Raw genomic sequence first — 18132 nt, 5'->3', positions numbered from 1 at the left:
TGAGGAAGCGGACGGCCCAAATGAGGAAGCGGACGGCCCAATTGAGTCAACGGACGACCCAATTGAGCCAGCGGACGGCCCAATCGAGCCAGCAGACAGCCCAATTAAAATCCAGCAAGCCCCAATCCCGTTACAATACACCTCCAAATCGTCCGATTAAGAGTACGAAACGTTTCTTCACAATTCTATCGTCTTCTTACTATCCACAAGCTGTTACTCATCTAAATAAATATCAGTGCGATGATTCCGAGTAACAGTGCCCAGGCCTTCGTCATACTTTGATTGGGAAAGTATCTTTTAAAAGAGCGTTTCCTGATCAGGAGTAAATCTGAATAATGATGGAGGTTCCCCATATGAATCAGTTTCAAAATGAACTACAGCATTTAGATGTCGGTGAATTTCATGCCCAGCAGTTAGTGCCGAGTGAGCAAGCTCACGACTATGGCAATAACTCTCGATTATGTGTAGGTTTTGGATTTGTGTGTTTTGGTTGCTTTGGCTGTTTCCGTTGTGCTGGCTGTGGCGGTTGCGGAGGCTGTGGCGGTTGTGCGCGTTGCGCTGGTTGTGGTGGCTGTGCAGGTTGTGCAAGATGTGCACGTTGTGCCGGCTGCGGTCGTTGCGGACGTTAAGTTTTCTACATTTATATATACTTTTTTCCTACCCTTGCAGAAAAGTTCTGCAGGGGTCCTTCTTTTGATGAAGTCATATGAGACAAAGGGAAGTACATAGAATCATAGAAGGAAGTCAGCTCAGTTGGTAAGGAGGAGTGTCATAGTGAATGTAAAACCTTCGATGTGTTTAAAGGTAAAGAAGGGTACTTTTTTCATGCCAGAACCGGACGGGAGTGTTTATTTCCGAAACAATGCAGGATCATTTCGGATGGAAGGAAAGGCCATTCATCAATGGGTCGAAAAATTGGTTCCCATGCTCAATGGAGAACATTCATTGGCTGATTTAACCGAAGGATTATCGCAGCCCTATCATGCGCGCGTTTACGAGATGACGGACGTTCTTTATAACAATGGATTTCTTCGGGACGTGAGTGAAGATCGTCCTCATGAGCTACATCCGCAGGTAGCGGAGAAGTTCGCTTCTCAAATCGAATTCCTGGAGAGCTTCGGCGATTCTGCCAGCTTCCGGTTCCAACAGTACCGTAAGAAAAAAGTAGTCGCTGCTGGGGAAGGAAGCATGCTGCTCGGGTTAGTGTCTGCACTTCTCACCTCTGGTTTGTCGGGGTTTCATGTCATCGTAACCGATGAGAACGAAAGCGTCCGGCGTCGAGTGAGGGAGCTGGAAGCCTGGGCGAGGGAAACGGATCCTGAGGTACGCCTCAGCATAGCTCTGGAACCCCCTTTTTCCTGGGAGCAAGAGGTCGAACCATATGATGCTGTTTTTTACGCTTCCCATCAAGACCATCATGAAGAACGGAAATCTCTTCTCACTGCCTGTCATAAAAAGCATAAATGGTTTATTCCTATGCTATGCAGCGGAACGGAAGGGTTTGCGGGACCTATGGAACGACCAGGATCGGATTACTGTTTTGAATCGGCCTGGCTTAGTCTTGGCAGGAAGGAAGGAGACGAGGGGGATCCGGGTCGAATTATTTCGTCACCAGCTGCAGCAATGCTTACAAATGTGGCTGTGTTCGAATGGTTTAAGAAGATGACCGGAGTGCCGGATGTTCATCCTTCGAACCATATGTTTGTGCTTACGAACGAAACCCTGGAGGGGAAATGGCATTCGTTTAAACCACATCCGCTCGTAACAGGTCACATAGCGGCTGAAAGGGTAGAAGACGTTTTAGAAAAAACGAAGGATAAAGAAGCGAAGCCAGAAAAAGAATGGTTCTTTTACTTTAGTGAGTTGGCGTCTGGGCCTTTAGGAATCTTCTGTCGTTATGAAGAGGGAGATCTGCCTCAGCTGCCTTTATCCCAGTGCGAGGTGCAAGCAGTAGATATTCACTCTGTGAACCCGCACGCAAGTATAATCTGTGCTGCCATGACCCATGAAGAAGCGAGACGGGAAGCAGGGCTTGCTGGAATTGAGCAGTACCTTTCCCCTCTAAAAAAAGATATCCTAAATTCGTTAGACGCTGCGAACGAGCGTACAGCAAGGCTTTATTTAGGAGCAGGAGAAGCCGGTACAAGAACAGCCTTCAGCCGGGCACTTACCAACCTACTTGAAGAACATTGGAAACTGCAAGTAAGTGAGACGGAAATGACCCCCGCGAAGCTTGAGTTAAACAGGATTGAAGATGAACAATGCCGCTTCTATTATCAAGCCTTACAAACGCTGAAGAAGACCGTGGAGCTCGGGATCGGGGAAGATGCTTATGGGTTTCCGGTTGTTTGGACGAAAGCCAGAAATCAGAAGTGGCACGGAAGTATAGGATTCACACGTACGCTCGCTTTGCGCGAAGCATTGCGTCGTGCTTTGATGGAGGAGCAAAACCCTGGTCGCACGGCCGCATCAGACGCTTGTTTTGCATCAATGAAAAATAAGAATGGAGGAGTCCACTCTCTTGATATTCCTTTTTGTGAGTCAGGGGACCCCGAGGTTCTTATGTCTGTCATTCAGCGACTGAAACGCAGCCATCAAGATCTTTTCTTTACAAAAGTTTCTATGGACCCTTTTAAAGACGATGGGATTATTGATCTCTTCGGCGTGGTTGTGAGAGAGGAGGAAACAGGGTGAATTCCACCATTGCATTGGTCGGAAGGGGAAAGCTGCTTCAACTGACAGCAGAAGAGCTGAGTCCCCAATGGGAAATTGCCAGGCTGCCTGATTTTAACGCGCCTATACCTGAGGATACAAGACTGATGATTGTGCTCCATGATGCCTGGGCCCCATCGATTTATCTACAGGCGGAAGCGGCTGCAGTGAACTGCGGAGTGGAGTGGATTCCTGGATTCGTTTCATTTGGGGCTGGGTTCGTGGGGCCGCTTGTAAGACCCGGAAGTGCAGGATGTTCTCAATGTGCGGAGTCCCGGAGGTTGATGGCAGCTACGGATCGACAGGATCTTTGGAAGATGAGACAGACTCTTCTTGAAAATCACTCCGGCCGTGAGGAGGAGTGGGGATCTGAAACAGCCTTCAGGCAAATGGCCTGTCTGATTAAAAATGAAGTAGAGCAGGTGTGGAAAGAGCGACCGACGTTACTCAAAGAATCGCTTTACCGGATAAATCTTAAGACACTCGATACCTCACGACATGTCATACTTCCGGATTCCTCATGCCCGGTTTGCAGCATTCGGCCGGAGGATTCAGCTTCTGCTGCTGAAATCACGCTTAAGCCAAGTATGAAAATTGATAAAAACAGCTATCGATGCCGGTCAAAGGAAGAGTTAAGCAGCGTCCTTTCAATAGAATATCTCGACCCTAGGACTGGAATGTTAAACAATAAATTGCAGGATTTTGAAACGCCGTTTGCCGATGTTATTGTCAACCTACCTATAATGGACGGGGATGAAGGGACAGCTGGACGAACAAACTCATACGCTGAAAGTGAAATGACCGCCATCCTCGAAGGGCTGGAACGATCCTGCGGGATGGAACCGCGGGGAAAACGAACGGTCGTCTATGATAGCTACAGCAATCTCGATTCCGCTTTACATCCCCTTCAGGCAGGGATTCATTCGAACAAACAATACGCGCAGCCTCATTTTCCGTTTACCGCTTTTCACCCCGATCGAAAAATGAACTGGGTGTGGGGGTACTCTTTTCAGAAAAAAGCTCCCCTTCTGGTTCCGGAGCGTCTCGCTTATTACAGCATGGGCTGCGGGGATGGATTCGTGTTTGAAACTTCCAATGGATGTGCCCTTGGTGGAAGCCTGGAGGAAGCCATTTTCCACGGAATGCTTGAAGTACTGGAACGGGATTCTTTTCTCATGACGTGGTACGCCAGGCTTCCGCTCCCGCGTATTGATCCATACACTTCAGGAGATAAAGAGCTGCTGTTAATGATCGACCGGATGCGTGAAGAAGCAGGCTATGATCTATACTTGTACAATGCCACCATGGAGCACGGCATTCCGTGTATATTCACGATTATCAAAAAACGTGACCCCGATCAGGCCGGATTGAATCTTATTTGCGCAGCTGGTGCACATCTTGATCCGATTAGAGCGGTGAAAAGTGCGATCGTAGAAAGTATAGGCATGGTTAAACCATTGAATAAAGAATTCGAGCAGAATAAAAACAAATATGCCGCCATGCTGGATGATTCGTCGCTCGTTCAGAAAATGGATGACCACGGGATGCTGTATGGACTGCCAGAAGCAGAAGAGCGTCTCGACTTTTTATTGAAAAATGAGCAGAAGCAGCAGTCATTTGCGGAGGCGTTTAACTGGGACCGGAGCCATCCTGATCTGACGGCTGACGTCCGGGATCTTATGAATGTTTTCAGCGAGTTGGACCTCGATGTTATCGTGGTCGATCAAACCACGCCGGAAATCCGGAGAAACGATCTTCATTGCGTAAAAGTATTAATCCCGGGGATGCTGCCGATGACATTTGGTCACCACCTCACTCGTATCACAGGGCTTAACAGAGTATTACACGTGCCAAAAGAACTTGGCTATATCAGTCGGCCGCTGACCTTAGAAGACCTGAATCCTTATCCGCACCCATTTCCTTAACGGGTTCAAGGAGGTTCGTCATGGATCTTGACTTGTTCTTACATCAACTGCACTTTCAAAGTGATCATGTAAATCCAGGTGACTGGGAAATCGACTGGGAAGACGCGCCGCTTCCTTTTAAAATTTACCGCGGGTTACCGGAGTTTCCGCTGCCTGATAAGATCCCGCTTTCATCTAAAGTAGAGAAGGCAGCCTGCAAAACGAATGTTCCTGCCCTTGGTTCTTTTCTCTGGTGCAGTTATGGATTGACGCAGTTCAGCCAAACCGCACTAACGGCGGGGGGAGAATCCGTGGAAACGATCCAATCTCTGCGGCGCTTCGCCCCCTCAGGCGGCGGTCTTTACCCAAACGAATTGTACATCTACTTGAAAGTGGAAGAGCTGCCGCACGGCGTTTATCATTATGATCCTTCTCACCATCGTCTTCTGTTACTTCGCGAAGGAAATTTCGATGTCTATTTAAATGCTGCTCTCGGTAATCGCGCAAATCTTGCGGATGGCTTTGGTGCCATCATGATTTCGTCGATGTTCTGGAAGAATTTCTTTAAATACCATAATTTTTCTTATCGATTGCAGGGACTTGATGCAGGGGCGCTTATCGGTCAGATGATTGAGGCGGAGCAATCCTTTCATTATCATGCCCGGGTTCATTTTCAATTTCTAGATCGTGCGGTCAACCATTTACTCGGGCTCGATGACAGGGAGGAAAGTATCTATGCGGTAATCCCTCTGTCCAGGAAAGAAGAACTCCCTATCCAGAGGGGATGCGGAAAAAAACAAAGTGCAGAAGAGCTGTGCGCTGAACTTCCAGCACTTAAAACCAGCTATGTTCAACGCTCCAAAAACGTGAAGCAATTCCCTCAAATTATTGAAATCAACCAAAGTTCCATGATGGAATCAACAGGATTATTCAGGCTTCTTGAAAAAGGAGCGCGGAAAATGGAGAACAGGCCGAGAGTTTCTCTGCCTGAAGGAGAAAAGTTACACACAAACAAATATGAGGTCTTCCGTAACCGGCATTCCCCCGAGATGGATTTTATACCGGGGAAGATAAACGCAGAGAAGCTGGCTGCTCTCTTTCAGCATGCCTGTACTTCCTTTACGTGCCCGACGGACCTTGATGAAGCAGGAGATATAGCCTCTCGTCTCTCCCTTTTTGGATGTTTTTATCAGGTGGAAGGGATCGGTGATGGAGCTTATCGTTATGACCACGTTTCTCATTCATTAATCAAATTGAAAGCGGGGGATTTTCGGCCGGAGCTGCAGGCAGGAATGAACATGGATTACGTTAATTTTCAACAGATCCCTATCTGTCTTCACATAGCAGGTGACCGTTCTTTTTATAAAAAGGAGCTCGGGCATAGAGGATACCGCATCCAGCATATGGAAGCGGGGGTGCTGATGCAGCGGCTATTACTGTCAGCAAGCGCCCTTGGGATGAACGGTCACCCTTTACTTGGATTTGATGTGAACCACTGTGATTCCCTCTATAACTTGAAAACATCCGACCAGACCACGCTTATACAGATTCCTATTGGATGCCATCGTCCAAAGAGCCGTCTGACTGGTGCCATGCATCTTTAAAGGCCAACTACGATGTTTCTCTCATAGGAGAAGGCTCCTGCCGTTTAAATTGAATGTTTCGCTTGATGGAGAAAAAGACGGCAGCTGCCCACCCGGCTATAAGGACGGTATAGACCATCGCCAGCACATCCCCGCTGACGGAAAGGGACAGAAGGACAGTACGCAAATTCACTAAAATAATAAATCCGCCGGCCAGAACGCCGAGAATCAAGGCAGGGATGATCCGGACCAGCCAGGCAGCAAGCGGAGCTGCCAGGACTCCGCCAATCACAAAGGCCGCCACCCACAGCCAGTTGAACTGCTCGATCCCTAAAAACAGGAGGAAGCCGAGGGTTGCAGAAGTGGTCACAGCAAACTCGGTCGTATCCACTGTACCGATGACTTTTCTTGGTGTTGCTCCTTTTTGTGAAAGAAGAACGGGGGTATTGATAGGTCCCCATCCACCGCCGCCAATGGAATCAAAGAATCCAGCCAGGAAGCCAAGTGGATATAGAAAACGTTTTTTGAGCGGCATTCTCTTTTTGTTGTCGTTTGACGGGCGCAGGAAAAGAAAGCGAGCGACGATATAGATTCCGAGCAAAAGCAAGAAAGATGAGATAAAAGGTTTAATCATATCTCCAGGGAGATTGCTCAAAAAAGCAGCTCCCAAAAATGCGCTGACCGACCCCGGAAGAATTAAGGTCAGGGCTAATTTTTTGTCCAGATTCCCGAACTTGTAATGAGAAAAGCCTGAGACAGCTGTTGTAGCTATTTCAGACATATGAATCGAAGAGGAGGCAATCGCGGGAGCTACCCCGTAAGCGAGCAAAAGGGAGGAAGAGCTGAGTCCAAAAGCCATCCCCAGGGCACCGTCGATCAGCTGGGCAAAAAAACCGACGAACGAAAAAATAAGTAATCTTCTCAAGTTACATCACTCCTGTTTCTATAATTTATTATTCTGATTGATTTACTTGGTTTTACGTATAAAAAAATCTAGCTGTTATGTATTTCTAACTATGCTTACAGGGCACAGAAAAGCGAGTTGTTCTCTTAGCAGATTCCATCTTGAGTCTTACACTATATGGACCTGAAATGGATAAAGTCACTTCTTTGTTAAAATTTATTATTGTTTTTCATTAGAAGCTTATTACACAATAGAGCCGTTTTCTGTAAGACTAAGCTTTGAGATAACTCGGGTCCGTTGCCAAAATATAGACTAAGGCGGCTCCGGAGACAACTCGCTTTCCTGCGTCGTGCAGGGCCGGAAAGCGAAATCGTCCCCCCTAAGGACCTAATTTCCACAAAAGACTCGAAATCAAGTCTTCAACTAATGGAAGCTTTACTTTAAAATCAGCACGGAAGTTTAAGAGAGTAAAAATCACAATTCCTACCAGATCATTTGTAAAAAGGCTAAGAAAAAACCTCTTTCCTGAGGAAAGAGGTGAAAAGCTGCATAGCTTAACCTTATCTCTCAGACAATGTCTGCTGGAATGAGCACCTTCTCCGACAAGGAGAGGTTGCTGCGGGATCAACGGACCAGATTCCTTCCCCGGCTCTCTATAAGGATATTTAATTTTTAAAATTAAGATACTATTCAATCTAAATGGGAAGGGCATGTCCTGTCAAGAACGATTTTTTAAAATACAGAATATTTAAATTAAGCATTGACATATAGTGAAAAGGGGCATAAGATTTTAATCAATCACATTTCAAAAAAATTCAATCATCGTTTTCTTATCTCGAGAGGTGGAGGGACTGGCCCTTTGAAGCCTCGGCAACGGGTCGACAGACGCTGTGCCAATTCCAGCAAGCTATCACTTGAAAGATGAGAAGATGAGACGCTGGCTTATTTCTGCTGAACGCCTCTCTTCTTTTTTCAAGAAGAGAGGTTTTTGATTTTTAGCGTTTTGTTTTGTGGGAAGGGAGGAGAAAAATGACGAATCCAGCCATAACTTATGAAGAGTTTACAGGCGATCCTTTTGAACACCTGGGCCCTGAAGGGGAAACCAAGGGAGCACTTGAGGTGCTGCAATGGGCTTATGATACCTATGGATCTTCCATAACCTACGCCTGCAGTTTCGGGGCCGAAGGAATTGTGCTCATTGATTTAATTGCAAAAGTAAAAAAAGATGCCCACATCGTTTTTCTTGATACGGAAATTCATTTTCAGGAAACATACGATTTAATCGATAAGGTGAAGAAAAGATACCCTGACTTGAATATTGAAATGAAAAAACCGGAATTAACACTGGAACAGCAGGCTGAAAAACACGGCTCAGCTTTATGGAAACGAGAGCCGGATCAATGCTGCTTTATCCGTAAAATTAAACCGCTGGAAGAAGCATTAAGCGGAGCCACAGCCTGGGTATCCGGACTGCGGCGCGAACAGTCGGTAAGCCGGAGCCATACGAATTTTATAAATAAAGATGACCGTTTTGAATCCATAAAGGTATGTCCCCTTATTTACTGGACATGGGACGACGTATGGCAATATATCCGAGTAAACGACTTGGATTACAATGATTTGCACGATCAAGGCTATCCAAGTATTGGATGTATCCCTTGTACGTTTGCAGCGGACAGCAATGATCGCTCCGGACGATGGAAAGGCTTTAACAAGACCGAGTGCGGTCTTCATACCACAGGTAACAACGAGAGTGAATAAAGGAGGAAATGACATGTCTACTATTATCGCTCCCCACGGCGGGACGCTTGTCAATCAAATTAACGAAGGGGCTGACACTTCAGCCCTCACAACAAAAATTGAACTCGATGCCATGGCATTAAGTGATTTAGAGCTGATCGGAAACGGAGCCTACAGTCCATTAACCGGTTTCCTAAACGAGGAAGATTACCATTCCGTCGTTGAAAATATGAGGCTGAAAGACGGAACACCGTGGAGTATTCCCATTACACTGCCCGTGAATAAAGACCAGGCCGATACACTTCAGCCGGGACAGAAAGCCGCACTCGTTCAAAACGGTACGACTTACGGTACGATCACGATTAGTGAAGTCTATTCATCTGATAAAGAAAAAGAAGCAGAGAATGTGTACTTAACCAAAGAGTCTGCGCACCCAGGTGTAAATAAGCTTTACGGTCGTCCGGACTATTACGTTGCCGGTGAAATTGAATTGACGAAGCGTGCGGAGAAGGAACATGAGGAAAAATTCTACCTCGATCCTGCCCAGTCGAGAGATTTATTTAAAGAGCTGGGATGGAGTAAAGTCGTTGGCTTTCAAACTCGCAACCCGGTTCACCGTGCTCATGAATACATCCAGAAAGCATCCCTGGAAACTGTAGACGGATTGTTCTTAAATCCGCTTGTCGGTGAAACGAAAAGCGATGATATTCCGAGTGATGTAAGGATGAAGAGCTACCAGGTACTGCTCGAAAACTACTATCCAGCGAATCGTGTCGTGCTTGCTGTCTTTAGTGCGGCTATGCGTTATGCCGGTCCTAGAGAAGCGATTTTCCACAGCATCGTCCGCAAGAACTTCGGCTGTTCCCACTTCATTGTCGGCCGTGACCATGCTGGAGTAGGCGATTACTACGGAACCTACGACGCGCAGAAAATCTTCCGTCATTTTACAGAAGATGAACTAGGCATAACGCCGATGTTCTTTGAGCACAGCTTCTACTGCGAGGCATGTGAAGGAATGGCTTCTCACAAGACGTGCCCTCATGATGCCGAACATCACGTCATTTTCTCCGGTACAAAAGTACGTGAACTGCTTAGAAATGGTGAAAAACCACCAAAAACATTCAGCCGTCCCGAGGTCGTTGAGACGCTGATTGAAGGACTTAGAGATAAACAAACAATCGACTCATAACGGAAAGGGTGATGGAGATGGGCTCCAATCTAACGTGGCATGACGCATCAGTAAATGTAAACGATTATCGAAAGAAAAACGGACACCATAGCGGAGTCCTCTGGCTGACCGGTTTATCTGGTTCCGGTAAATCGACGATCGCCAACTTGGTCAATCAGCAGCTGTTTCAGAAAGGACTTCAAACCTACTTATTAGACGGGGATAACATCCGTCAGGGACTTAATGGAGATCTTGGTTTTTCAGCAGAAGATCGGAAAGAAAATATCCGCCGGATTGGCGAAGTGGCGAAGCTTTTTGCAGACAGTGGAACGATTGTATTGACGGCTTTTATCTCTCCTTATCAGGAAGACCGCAATCAAGTCAGGGAGCTGTTTAACGAAGGCGAATTCCTCGAAGTCCACGTGGATTGTCCTGTAGATGAATGTGAAAAGCGTGATCCTAAAGGATTGTACGAGAAAGCAAGAAAAGGAGAAATCAAAGGATTTACCGGTGTAGATGCTCCTTATGAAGCACCCGTTTCCCCTGAGGTCACCTTGGAATCCGGCCATCTCGATGAACAGGCATGTGCAGATCAGCTTGTTGCTGTCTTAATTGAAAAGGGGTGGGTCAAAGGATGAGCAAAGTATTTATCGTAGGGGCAGGACCAGGCGATGTGGATTTAATTACCGTTAAAGGGTTGAAGGCCATTCAGCAGGCAGATGTCATCCTTTACGACCGTCTTGTAAATCAGGAACTCTTAGATGAAGCAGGAGAGCGTACCGAGCTTGTCTATTGCGGAAAAAGTCCTAATAACCACTCCCTCAGTCAAACGAGCATTAACGGGCTGTTATGCAAATTTGCCCTGCAGGGAAAAACAGTGACTCGTCTGAAAGGCGGCGATCCTTTCGTTTTCGGTAGAGGCGGTGAAGAAGCAGAGGCCTTATCCAAACGCGGGATTCCATACGAAGTTGTTCCCGGCATCACTTCAGGAATCGCCGCTCCAGCCTATGCAGGCATTCCTGTCACTCACCGCGATTATAGCTCTTCCGTCGCTTTTATCTCGGGGGTCAGTAAGCTTGGAATCGACGAAGAAGACTACTGGGAAAGCGTCGTGAAAAGCATGGATACCCTGTGCATCTATATGGGCGTCAAAAAACTGCCTGATATTTGTGAAAGACTGATACGTCATGGACGTTCGGCTGACACACCGATCGCGCTTGTGCAATGGGGAACAACGGAACACCAGCAAACGGTGACAGGTACTGTTTCCAACATCGTAGAAAAAGCAAAAGATATAGCCAATCCATCCATGATTGTCGTGGGGGAAGTGGTGAAGCTGCGGGATTCGCTGCAGTGGTTTGAATCGCTTCCACAGCAGGAAGAGAATCCATTCCATCAAGTAGTGGGTTAACAAGGAGGTAAAACATGCAGGCCGTATTATACGTGAGTCATGGAAGTCGAGTCGAGGAAACCAGGAAGGAAGCGGTCGCCTGTATCGAAAAAGCGCAGGCATATGTGAACGTTCCCTTATGGAAGATATGCTACTTGGAGATTGCCTCACCTAATGTCGAGGATGGAGTAGAGGAACTGGTGCAAAAAGGGGCTACTGAGATTGCTGTTATTCCTGTGCTTCTTCTGTCAGCGGGTCATTACTACAAGGACCTTCCAGAGGAAATTAGCCATGTGCAGCAACGCTTTCCATCCGTCACCTTTACGTATGGAAAACCGCTCGGCGTACAGGAGCGGCTGGTTGATGTTCTGGTTGACCGTATTGAAGCTGTAACGGACAGAGAACGAACCTCTTTAAACCTGCTTTTAGTAGGTCGGGGCAGCCGGAAGCCGGAAACAAAGCGAGACATTGAATCCATTGCCCACAAGCTGAAAAGTAAAACCCATGCTTCAAGCGTGGATGTCTGCTACTTAGCTGCTTGCAGTCCCACGTTTGAAGAAGGGTTGGAAACTTCCCTCGGTCGCGAAGGGGAAGGGACAGTGGTCGTTCCCTACTTATGGTTTACAGGGCTATTGATCCGCTCTATGCAGAAGAAAATTGAGGAGCTTAAGGCTGAAGGTCATTCGATTGAAATGACTCATTATTTACAGGATCACCCTGGAATCGTAGAGGCGCTCGCAGACCGGGTGAATGAAGCGTTGCAGAACAAGGAATCGTTTCCTGTCCTGTCTTAAAGAAAGGAGTTAGGGAGTATGGCGTTTACACCGCTCATGATCCAACTGGAAGATCGCAAAGCCGTGATTATCGGAGGGGGAAAGGTGGCTTGTAAACGAGCCCGTACATTAATTGACACCGGGGCTCAAGTCACCATTGTGAGCCCTCACTTAACTTCTGAACTGCATGCGATGGCCGAGAACGCCGAAGTGGACTGGAAGAAGAAAACCTTCCAGCCTAAGGATATAAAAGACGCTTACATAGTGGTGATTGCAACTAATAATGAACTGGTAAACGAACAGGTATGGCAGTCTTCCGCTAAGGTTCCGCTCGTCAATGTTACTGGGCAGGCGGAACGGGGCAACCTCCAGTTTCCGGGTCATATCAAACGGGGCAGATTATCGATCGCTGTTTCGACGGGAGGAGCAAGTCCTAAGCTTTCCGCCCGAATGAAAGAGGAACTGGAACAGAAGTACAATCATGATTATGAAGACTACGTCGACTTTTTATATACATGCCGCCAGTACATTAAACGATCCCGTCTTTCGAGTGAAGAAAAGCAAGAAACGCTTAAAAAGCTCGTGGAGGAGGATTATATGGATGAAACGAAGCAGACATCGATGCTCGAGTGGCTTAAGCAAGAAGAGGAAGGAGGAGATGACCATGAGTGGACTGCTAGGGAAGCGGGTGGCCGTAGCCGCTGATCGAAGATCGGAAGAAATTGGAACGCTGATCCGGAATTTCGGTGGAGAACCAGTGGTATATTCCATTCAGGGAAAAATGAATCTGGATGAAGCCACAAGTGCTGGCAACGTCCGCGATCTGATCACTGGCTCATTTGATTGGGTGATCTTAACCACAGGAATCGGAGCCAGAACGCTTGCCGACTCGGCTCTTAGGAACGAGGTGCACGAGGAATTTATTGAAAAATTAAGAGATAGCCGTCTGGCCATAAGAGGCAAGAAAACGACCGACTGGATGAAAGAACATCAACTGAAGCCGGAGCTTCTTGCTGCTGATGGTACGATGGCTGAACTGATGAAGGAACTGAGAGCATCGCCTGAGCGGGGAAGCGTATTTCTTCAAGCCTATAATCTTGACGATGCGAAATGGAAATCGACCCTGGAAGAGATGGGGTATGAGGTTTATCTCTCTCAGCCTTACTCCTTTGAAAAACCGAAAACAGCCAATCTTCAGGAATTAAAAATGGAGATATTTGACCAATCCATTGAAGCGGTTGTATTTACAAGTAAAACGCAAGTGAAGAACTTATTTGAAGATACCGAAGACCAGGAAACTTTAATTCGCAAATTTAATGATCAGGTACTGGCGGTTGCGGTTGGAAAAGTAACAGCAAAAGAACTGGAAGATCAGGGTATTACCGAAGTTCTCCAGCCGGAAAATCAGAAAATGGGTGCCATGGTAGTTAAACTGAATCAATACTTTAAACAGCTGACCCAAAGTTATTAATCGATTTTTTACAGGAGGTGGATTTTTTGCCATTAGAGGTTATGAACAGCCCATTTAATCAGGATCAAGCCGATCTGTTGAACCGTTTACTGCCGACTTTGAATGAAAAGCAGAAGATATGGCTGAGCGGTTATTTATCCAGTGCAGCAACAGAAGCTGATACGGCCGTCCAAGTTCCCGAAACGGGTGGGCAAATCCAGGAAACAACAGTGGAAGCGACAAGAGAAATTACGATTTTATTTGGATCCCATACTGGCAATTGCCAGGCCTTAGCTGATGAATATGCAGCTAAATTAAAAGAGCAGGACTATCAAGTCACGGTTTCATCAATGGATGATTTTAAACCAAAAGCGCTAAAGAAAGTGGAAGATCTGCTGGTGCTTACGAGCACTCATGGAGATGGGGATCCGCCGGATAACGCACTTTCTTTCTACGATTTTCTATTCAGTAAACGTGCTCCGAAACTGGACGGTGTGCGATTCTCTGTCCTTTCCTTAGGGGACAGTTCGTACGAATTCTTCTGTCAGACCGGCAAAGATATTGATCAGAAGCTTGAAGAGCTCGGAGCAGAGCGGATCTATCCTAGAGTCGACTGTGATCTTGACTTTGAAGAACCGGCCGGTGAATGGTTTGATGGCGTGCTCGCCCTATTAAATGAACAGAAGTCTGCAGGTGGCACTCAGGCACCATCTGGCAATACCCAGACTGTTCATGCGGATGATACGCCGGTTTACTCCCGTGCTCACCCTTTTCATGCGGAGATCTTGGAAAATATTAATTTAAATGGACGCGGGTCCAATAAAGAAACGCGCCATCTGGAACTGGATTTGGAAGGATCAAATCTATCCTATGAACCCGGAGACAGCCTGGCGATTTTCCCAGAAAATGATGAATCGCTCGTCGATCAACTGATTAAAGAGATGGGCTGGAATCCAGAAGAATCGGTGCCGATTAATAAGGACGGGGAAATCCGTTCCTTGAGAGAAGCTCTTCTTTCTACGTATGAAACGACCTGTTTAACTAAGCCATTGCTTGAAAAAGCGCAGACACTGACGGATAACGAACAGCTAGCCGAAATCCTTCAGGATCCCGAGCAGTGGAAAGCCTATATCTACGGACGTGACGTATTGGACTTCGTTCGCGACTTCGGTCCATGGAAAGGAACCGTACAGGACTTTATCGGAATTCTCAGGAAAATTCCTGTTCGTCTGTATTCCATTGCCAGCAGTCAGGCCGCCAATCCAGATGAGGTTCATCTGACCATTGGTGCTCTACGATATGAGGCCCACGGCCGGCAGAGACTTGGCGTCTGCTCCATTCAGTGCGCTGAGCGCGCGAATCATGGAGACCAGCTGTCTGTTTTTGTCCAAAAGAATCCGAATTTCAAATTGCCGGAAAATCCTGATGCGCCGGTGCTCATGATTGGAGCCGGTACAGGGGTGGCGCCGTATCGGTCTTTCCTTGAAGAACGGGAAGAAACGGAAGCTTCCGGCAAGAACTGGCTATTCTTCGGAGAACAGCATTTTGTCTCAGATTTTCTATACCAGGTAGAGTGGCAGCGCTGGTTGCAAGAAGGTGTACTTACCAACATGGATGTAGCTTTTTCACGTGATAACGAGGAAAAAGTTTATGTTCAGCATCGCCTGCTTGAAAAAAGTGCTGAAGTTTATCAATGGCTAGAGGACGGGACGTATGTGTATGTCTGCGGTGATGAAAAGTATATGGCGAAGGACGTTCATGAAGCTTTAATCACGATTGCAGAAAAAGAAGGGAACATGTCCCGTGAAGACGCGGAATCTTATATCGATCATTTGAGAAAAGAAAAACGCTATCAGCGCGATGTTTATTAATAGGGAAGTGAAAGGAGCGATTGGATGAGTAAACAGAGGGACAGCCAGCAGCACGGTCCTCCTAGTGAAATGGAAGACATTAAGAAAGAAAGCCGGTATTTGCGGGGCTCGCTCGCTGAGAGTCTGCAGGATCCGATTACGGGGAGTGTTCCGGATTCTGATACCAAACTTATGAAGTTCCACGGCAGTTATATGCAGGATGACCGGGATGTAAGGCAGGAGCGTAAGCAGCAGAAGCTAGAGCCTGCGTATCAATTTATGACGCGTGTCCGCTTACCAGGCGGAGTGGCGACCCCGGAGCAGTGGCTAGTGATGGATGAGATTGCCAATACGTATGGCAATCACACCTTGAAGCTGACAACCCGGCAGACGTTTCAGACGCACGGCGTGCTGAAATGGAATATGAAAAAGCAAATTCAAATGATCAATGAGTCCCTGATGGATACGATTGCGGCTTGCGGGGACGTGAACCGAAATGTAATGTGTAATGCCAATCCGTATCAATCGGATATTCATGGCGAGATTTATGAATGGTCCAAAAAGGTAAGTGAGCACTTGCTGCCACGCACCCAAGCCTATCATGAGATCTGGCTCGATGGTGAGAAAGTGGAAGACAGCAAGGACGAGTACGAGGTCGAACCGATATACGGCTCGCTTTATCTGCCGCGGAAATTCAAGATCGGGATCGCGGTGCCGCCTTCCAACGATATTGATGTTTATTCCCAGGATCTTGGTTTTATTGCCATCGTGGAAAACAATGAGCTGAAAGGCTTTAATGTGGCTGTCGGCGGCGGTATGGGCATGACCCATGGCGACACGAATACGTATCCGCAAGTGTCACGTGTGATTGGATTCTGCGAGCCTGAAAAAATCGTCGATGTGGCTGAGAAAATTTTAACGATCCAGCGGGACTACGGCAACCGTTCTGAGCGAAAGAATGCCAGGTTCAAGTACACCGTGGATCGTCATGGCCTTGACTGGGTGCGGCAGGAGCTTCATAACCGCCTCGGGTGGGAGCTTGAAGAAGAGCGTTCTTATACGTTCGACCATAACGGCGACCGCTACGGCTGGGTTGAAGGCGACGGTCTGTGGCATCTGACCCTGTTTATCCAAAACGGCCGGATCAAGGACTCCGAGGACAACCAGGTGATGACAGGTCTTCGTGAAATCGCGAAAGTTCATGAGGGCGAATTCCGCCTGACACCCAATCAGAATGTAATCATTGCCCGGGTTGAAGAAGAGAAGAAGCAGGAAATTGATGAGCTGGTGGAGCAGTACGGCCTGACTGATGGCCGCTACAACTCAGCGCTACGAAGAAACTCCATGGCGTGTGTCGCTTTTCCAACGTGCGGACTTGCGATGGCGGAGTCAGAACGCTACCTGCCATCCTTAATTGATAAAATGGATGACGTGATTGACGAAGCAGGTCTTCAGGATGAAGAAATCGTTATCCGGATGAGTGGCTGCCCTAACGGCTGTTCACGCCCGGCGCTCAGTGAGATCGGTTTTATTGGAAAAGGACCAGGCAAATATAATATGTATTTGGGCGGAGGTTTCACAGGAAATCGCCTGAATAAACTGTACAAGGAAAACATTGGAGAAGAAGAGATTTTAGGAACGATCAAGCCGATGCTGTTTGAATACGCGAAAGAGCGGCAGGAGAATGAGCATTTCGGAGATTATGTGATTCGCGCCGGCTACATTGATGAGGTGCAGTCCGGTCTGGATTTTCATTCTTAATATATAAGGTAACGCGCGCATAGCAATCAAGCTGGGTCCGGAGGGAGCCAGCTTGGTTGTTTTTTATCGGAAAAATTAAATTAGACCGTGAACACGTGAGTGATTTTCGCTTTCGGGTTTTTAGCTAAATAAGTTTTTTTAGCGGTTTCCCGATGAGGCGCGTAGATGGTTGCTTTTTTAATAACCCCGCCGGTTACCTGATGATAAATAATGTATTTTCCGTTCATATGACTCCATCCCATCCTAGAGAATTTTTATTCGTATCTAGTATGGGTGGATCGGCCTGAATTTATAACTAGACTATGTTAGATCTAATTGATGATCTTCCAGTAAAGCTCCCGTTTGTTGAAGACTCGAATTCGAGACCTTTGTGGAAATTAGGTCCTGCGGGGGACGATTTCGCTTTCCGGCCCTGCACGACGCAGGGTCGTTCGACGTTGCCACAGGAGGTGGCGATCTTCGTCGAACATCCCTTGTGGTAAGCTTCCTCAGGCTTCGCCTTCCGGGATCTTACCGATCATGTTCATCCCACAGGAGTCTTCATCGTCCCCCTCCGGACCTTGCCGAATCAGAAACTCGAAACGCGTTTATCCTTCTCCCACTTGAAGAAAAATAATCACGGGTGTATTTTCTTTATTCAAGCTGAACGATGCGAGATAGTCTGTTATATAAGCATTTCAGGCAGGTTAAGGAGGAGAGGACACTCTCTTTCCGAAGGGTCCGTTCTTCCTAATAAAGTTGGGCTGGTGGGGAAATGGCGAGACTCCCATGGGAGAAGGAATTAGGTGAGATCCCGCAGAGAGTGAAACGAGCGAGGAAGCTCACCGTTCCCCCATAGGAAAGCGAGTTATTTCCCCACCAGCCCTCTTCCACATAGAGTAACGGACCCAATTTATC

At 47.2% G+C, this 18132-nt stretch carries 15 protein-coding genes and 2 riboswitches; of the genes, 13 read left to right on the top strand and 2 right to left on the bottom strand.

Annotated features, from left to right (window positions below; all coding sequences use genetic code 11):
• Positions 1 to 477 precede the first annotated feature (477 nt).
• The 4 genes from BMZ06_RS20695 to BMZ06_RS10305 are packed head-to-tail and all read left to right on the top strand — an operon-like array spanning position 478 to position 6220.
• Positions 478 to 729: a hypothetical protein gene (locus BMZ06_RS20695; RefSeq protein WP_175477860.1), complete on the top strand. Its 252-nt coding sequence runs from the start codon at positions 478 to 480 to the stop codon at positions 727 to 729.
• Positions 730 to 774: 45 nt separating this feature from the next.
• Positions 775 to 2694 carry a hypothetical protein gene (locus BMZ06_RS10315; RefSeq protein ID WP_089751962.1) on the top strand — a complete coding sequence of 640 codons (1920 nt, stop codon included), beginning with the start codon at positions 775 to 777 and terminating at the stop codon, positions 2692 to 2694.
• Positions 2691 to 4637 carry a TOMM precursor leader peptide-binding protein gene (locus BMZ06_RS10310; RefSeq protein WP_089751961.1) on the top strand — a complete coding sequence of 649 codons (1947 nt, stop codon included), beginning with the start codon at positions 2691 to 2693 and terminating at the stop codon, positions 4635 to 4637. Before BMZ06_RS10315 ends, BMZ06_RS10310 begins: the two co-directional genes overlap by 4 nt.
• A 20-nt stretch (positions 4638 to 4657) precedes the next feature.
• Complete coding sequence (locus tag BMZ06_RS10305; protein WP_089751960.1) at positions 4658 to 6220, top strand: SagB/ThcOx family dehydrogenase; 1563 nt, start codon at positions 4658 to 4660, stop codon at positions 6218 to 6220.
• A gap of 7 nt (positions 6221 to 6227) precedes the next feature.
• On the opposite strand, the gene BMZ06_RS10300 is transcribed toward BMZ06_RS10305, so the two are convergent.
• On the bottom strand, positions 6228 to 7124 hold the full coding sequence (locus tag BMZ06_RS10300) for a sulfite exporter TauE/SafE family protein (RefSeq protein ID WP_089751959.1): 897 nt from the start codon (positions 7122 to 7124) through the stop codon (positions 6228 to 6230).
• Between the two features lie 536 nt (positions 7125 to 7660).
• A riboswitch (SAM riboswitch) is annotated at positions 7661 to 7765 on the bottom strand.
• Between the two features lie 165 nt (positions 7766 to 7930).
• Positions 7931 to 8031: riboswitch (SAM riboswitch) on the top strand.
• 101 nt (positions 8032 to 8132) lie between these two features.
• On the opposite strand from BMZ06_RS10300, the gene BMZ06_RS10295 reads away from it, so the two are divergent.
• From BMZ06_RS10295 to cysI, 9 genes are read left to right on the top strand one after another with little or no spacing between them, the layout of a single operon-like run.
• The gene (locus tag BMZ06_RS10295) at positions 8133 to 8864 is read left to right on the top strand and encodes a phosphoadenylyl-sulfate reductase (RefSeq protein ID WP_089751958.1); all 732 of its coding nucleotides are present in this window, start codon (positions 8133 to 8135) and stop codon (positions 8862 to 8864) included.
• A 13-nt stretch (positions 8865 to 8877) separates the two neighbouring features.
• On the top strand, positions 8878 to 10032 hold the full coding sequence (gene sat, locus BMZ06_RS10290; RefSeq protein WP_089751957.1) for a sulfate adenylyltransferase: 1155 nt from the start codon (positions 8878 to 8880) through the stop codon (positions 10030 to 10032).
• Positions 10033 to 10049: 17 nt separating this feature from the next.
• Positions 10050 to 10649, top strand: coding sequence for an adenylyl-sulfate kinase (cysC, locus tag BMZ06_RS10285; protein ID WP_089751956.1), 600 nt, complete (start codon positions 10050 to 10052; stop codon positions 10647 to 10649).
• The gene (cobA, locus tag BMZ06_RS10280) at positions 10646 to 11422 is read left to right on the top strand and encodes a uroporphyrinogen-III C-methyltransferase (RefSeq protein ID WP_089751955.1); all 777 of its coding nucleotides are present in this window, start codon (positions 10646 to 10648) and stop codon (positions 11420 to 11422) included. Before cysC ends, cobA begins: the two co-directional genes overlap by 4 nt.
• Before the next feature lie 14 nt (positions 11423 to 11436).
• Positions 11437 to 12195 carry a sirohydrochlorin chelatase gene (locus tag BMZ06_RS10275; protein ID WP_089751954.1) on the top strand — a complete coding sequence of 253 codons (759 nt, stop codon included), beginning with the start codon at positions 11437 to 11439 and terminating at the stop codon, positions 12193 to 12195.
• Between the two features lie 18 nt (positions 12196 to 12213).
• Positions 12214 to 12879 (top strand): NAD(P)-binding protein, encoded by a 666-nt coding sequence (locus BMZ06_RS10270; RefSeq protein ID WP_089751953.1) that lies wholly within the window; start codon positions 12214 to 12216, stop codon positions 12877 to 12879.
• Positions 12839 to 13645 (top strand): uroporphyrinogen-III synthase, encoded by an 807-nt coding sequence (locus tag BMZ06_RS10265; protein WP_089751952.1) that lies wholly within the window; start codon positions 12839 to 12841, stop codon positions 13643 to 13645. Before BMZ06_RS10270 ends, BMZ06_RS10265 begins: the two co-directional genes overlap by 41 nt.
• Before the next feature lie 26 nt (positions 13646 to 13671).
• Entirely contained in the window at positions 13672 to 15495 is a 1824-nt protein-coding gene (locus BMZ06_RS10260) for an assimilatory sulfite reductase (NADPH) flavoprotein subunit (RefSeq protein WP_089751951.1), read from the top strand.
• Positions 15496 to 15519: 24 nt separating this feature from the next.
• A complete protein-coding gene (gene cysI / locus BMZ06_RS10255) occupies positions 15520 to 17235 on the top strand; it encodes an assimilatory sulfite reductase (NADPH) hemoprotein subunit (RefSeq protein ID WP_089751950.1) in 1716 nt (571 codons plus the stop codon).
• 80 nt (positions 17236 to 17315) lie between these two features.
• Here the strand turns inward: cysI and BMZ06_RS20690 are convergent, their stop codons facing one another.
• Positions 17316 to 17462, bottom strand: coding sequence for a hypothetical protein (locus BMZ06_RS20690; RefSeq protein ID WP_175477859.1), 147 nt, complete (start codon positions 17460 to 17462; stop codon positions 17316 to 17318).
• Positions 17463 to 18132: the final 670 nt, after the last annotated feature.

The organism is Halobacillus alkaliphilus, assembly GCF_900113125.1.
Lineage (GTDB): Bacteria > Bacillota > Bacilli > Bacillales > Halobacillaceae > Halobacillus > Halobacillus alkaliphilus.
This window is presented reverse-complemented; position numbering and strand designations above follow the sequence as displayed.

Bases quoted from the DNA above. Each gene is read 5' to 3' on its own strand.
- BMZ06_RS10305 (WP_089751960.1), top strand. From the start codon at position 4,658: ATGGATCTTGACTTGTTCTTACATCAACTGCACTTTCAAAGTGATCAT.
- BMZ06_RS10295 (WP_089751958.1), top strand. From the start codon at position 8,133: ATGACGAATCCAGCCATAACTTATGAAGAGTTTACAGGCGATCCTTTT.
- sat (WP_089751957.1), top strand. From the start codon at position 8,878: ATGTCTACTATTATCGCTCCCCACGGCGGGACGCTTGTCAATCAAATT.
- cysC (WP_089751956.1), top strand. From the start codon at position 10,050: ATGGGCTCCAATCTAACGTGGCATGACGCATCAGTAAATGTAAACGAT.
- cobA (WP_089751955.1), top strand. From the start codon at position 10,646: ATGAGCAAAGTATTTATCGTAGGGGCAGGACCAGGCGATGTGGATTTA.
- BMZ06_RS10275 (WP_089751954.1), top strand. From the start codon at position 11,437: ATGCAGGCCGTATTATACGTGAGTCATGGAAGTCGAGTCGAGGAAACC.
- BMZ06_RS10270 (WP_089751953.1), top strand. From the start codon at position 12,214: ATGGCGTTTACACCGCTCATGATCCAACTGGAAGATCGCAAAGCCGTG.
- BMZ06_RS10265 (WP_089751952.1), top strand. From the start codon at position 12,839: ATGAGTGGACTGCTAGGGAAGCGGGTGGCCGTAGCCGCTGATCGAAGA.
- cysI (WP_089751950.1), top strand. From the start codon at position 15,520: ATGAGTAAACAGAGGGACAGCCAGCAGCACGGTCCTCCTAGTGAAATG.
- BMZ06_RS20690 (WP_175477859.1), bottom strand. From the start codon at position 17,462: ATGAACGGAAAATACATTATTTATCATCAGGTAACCGGCGGGGTTATT.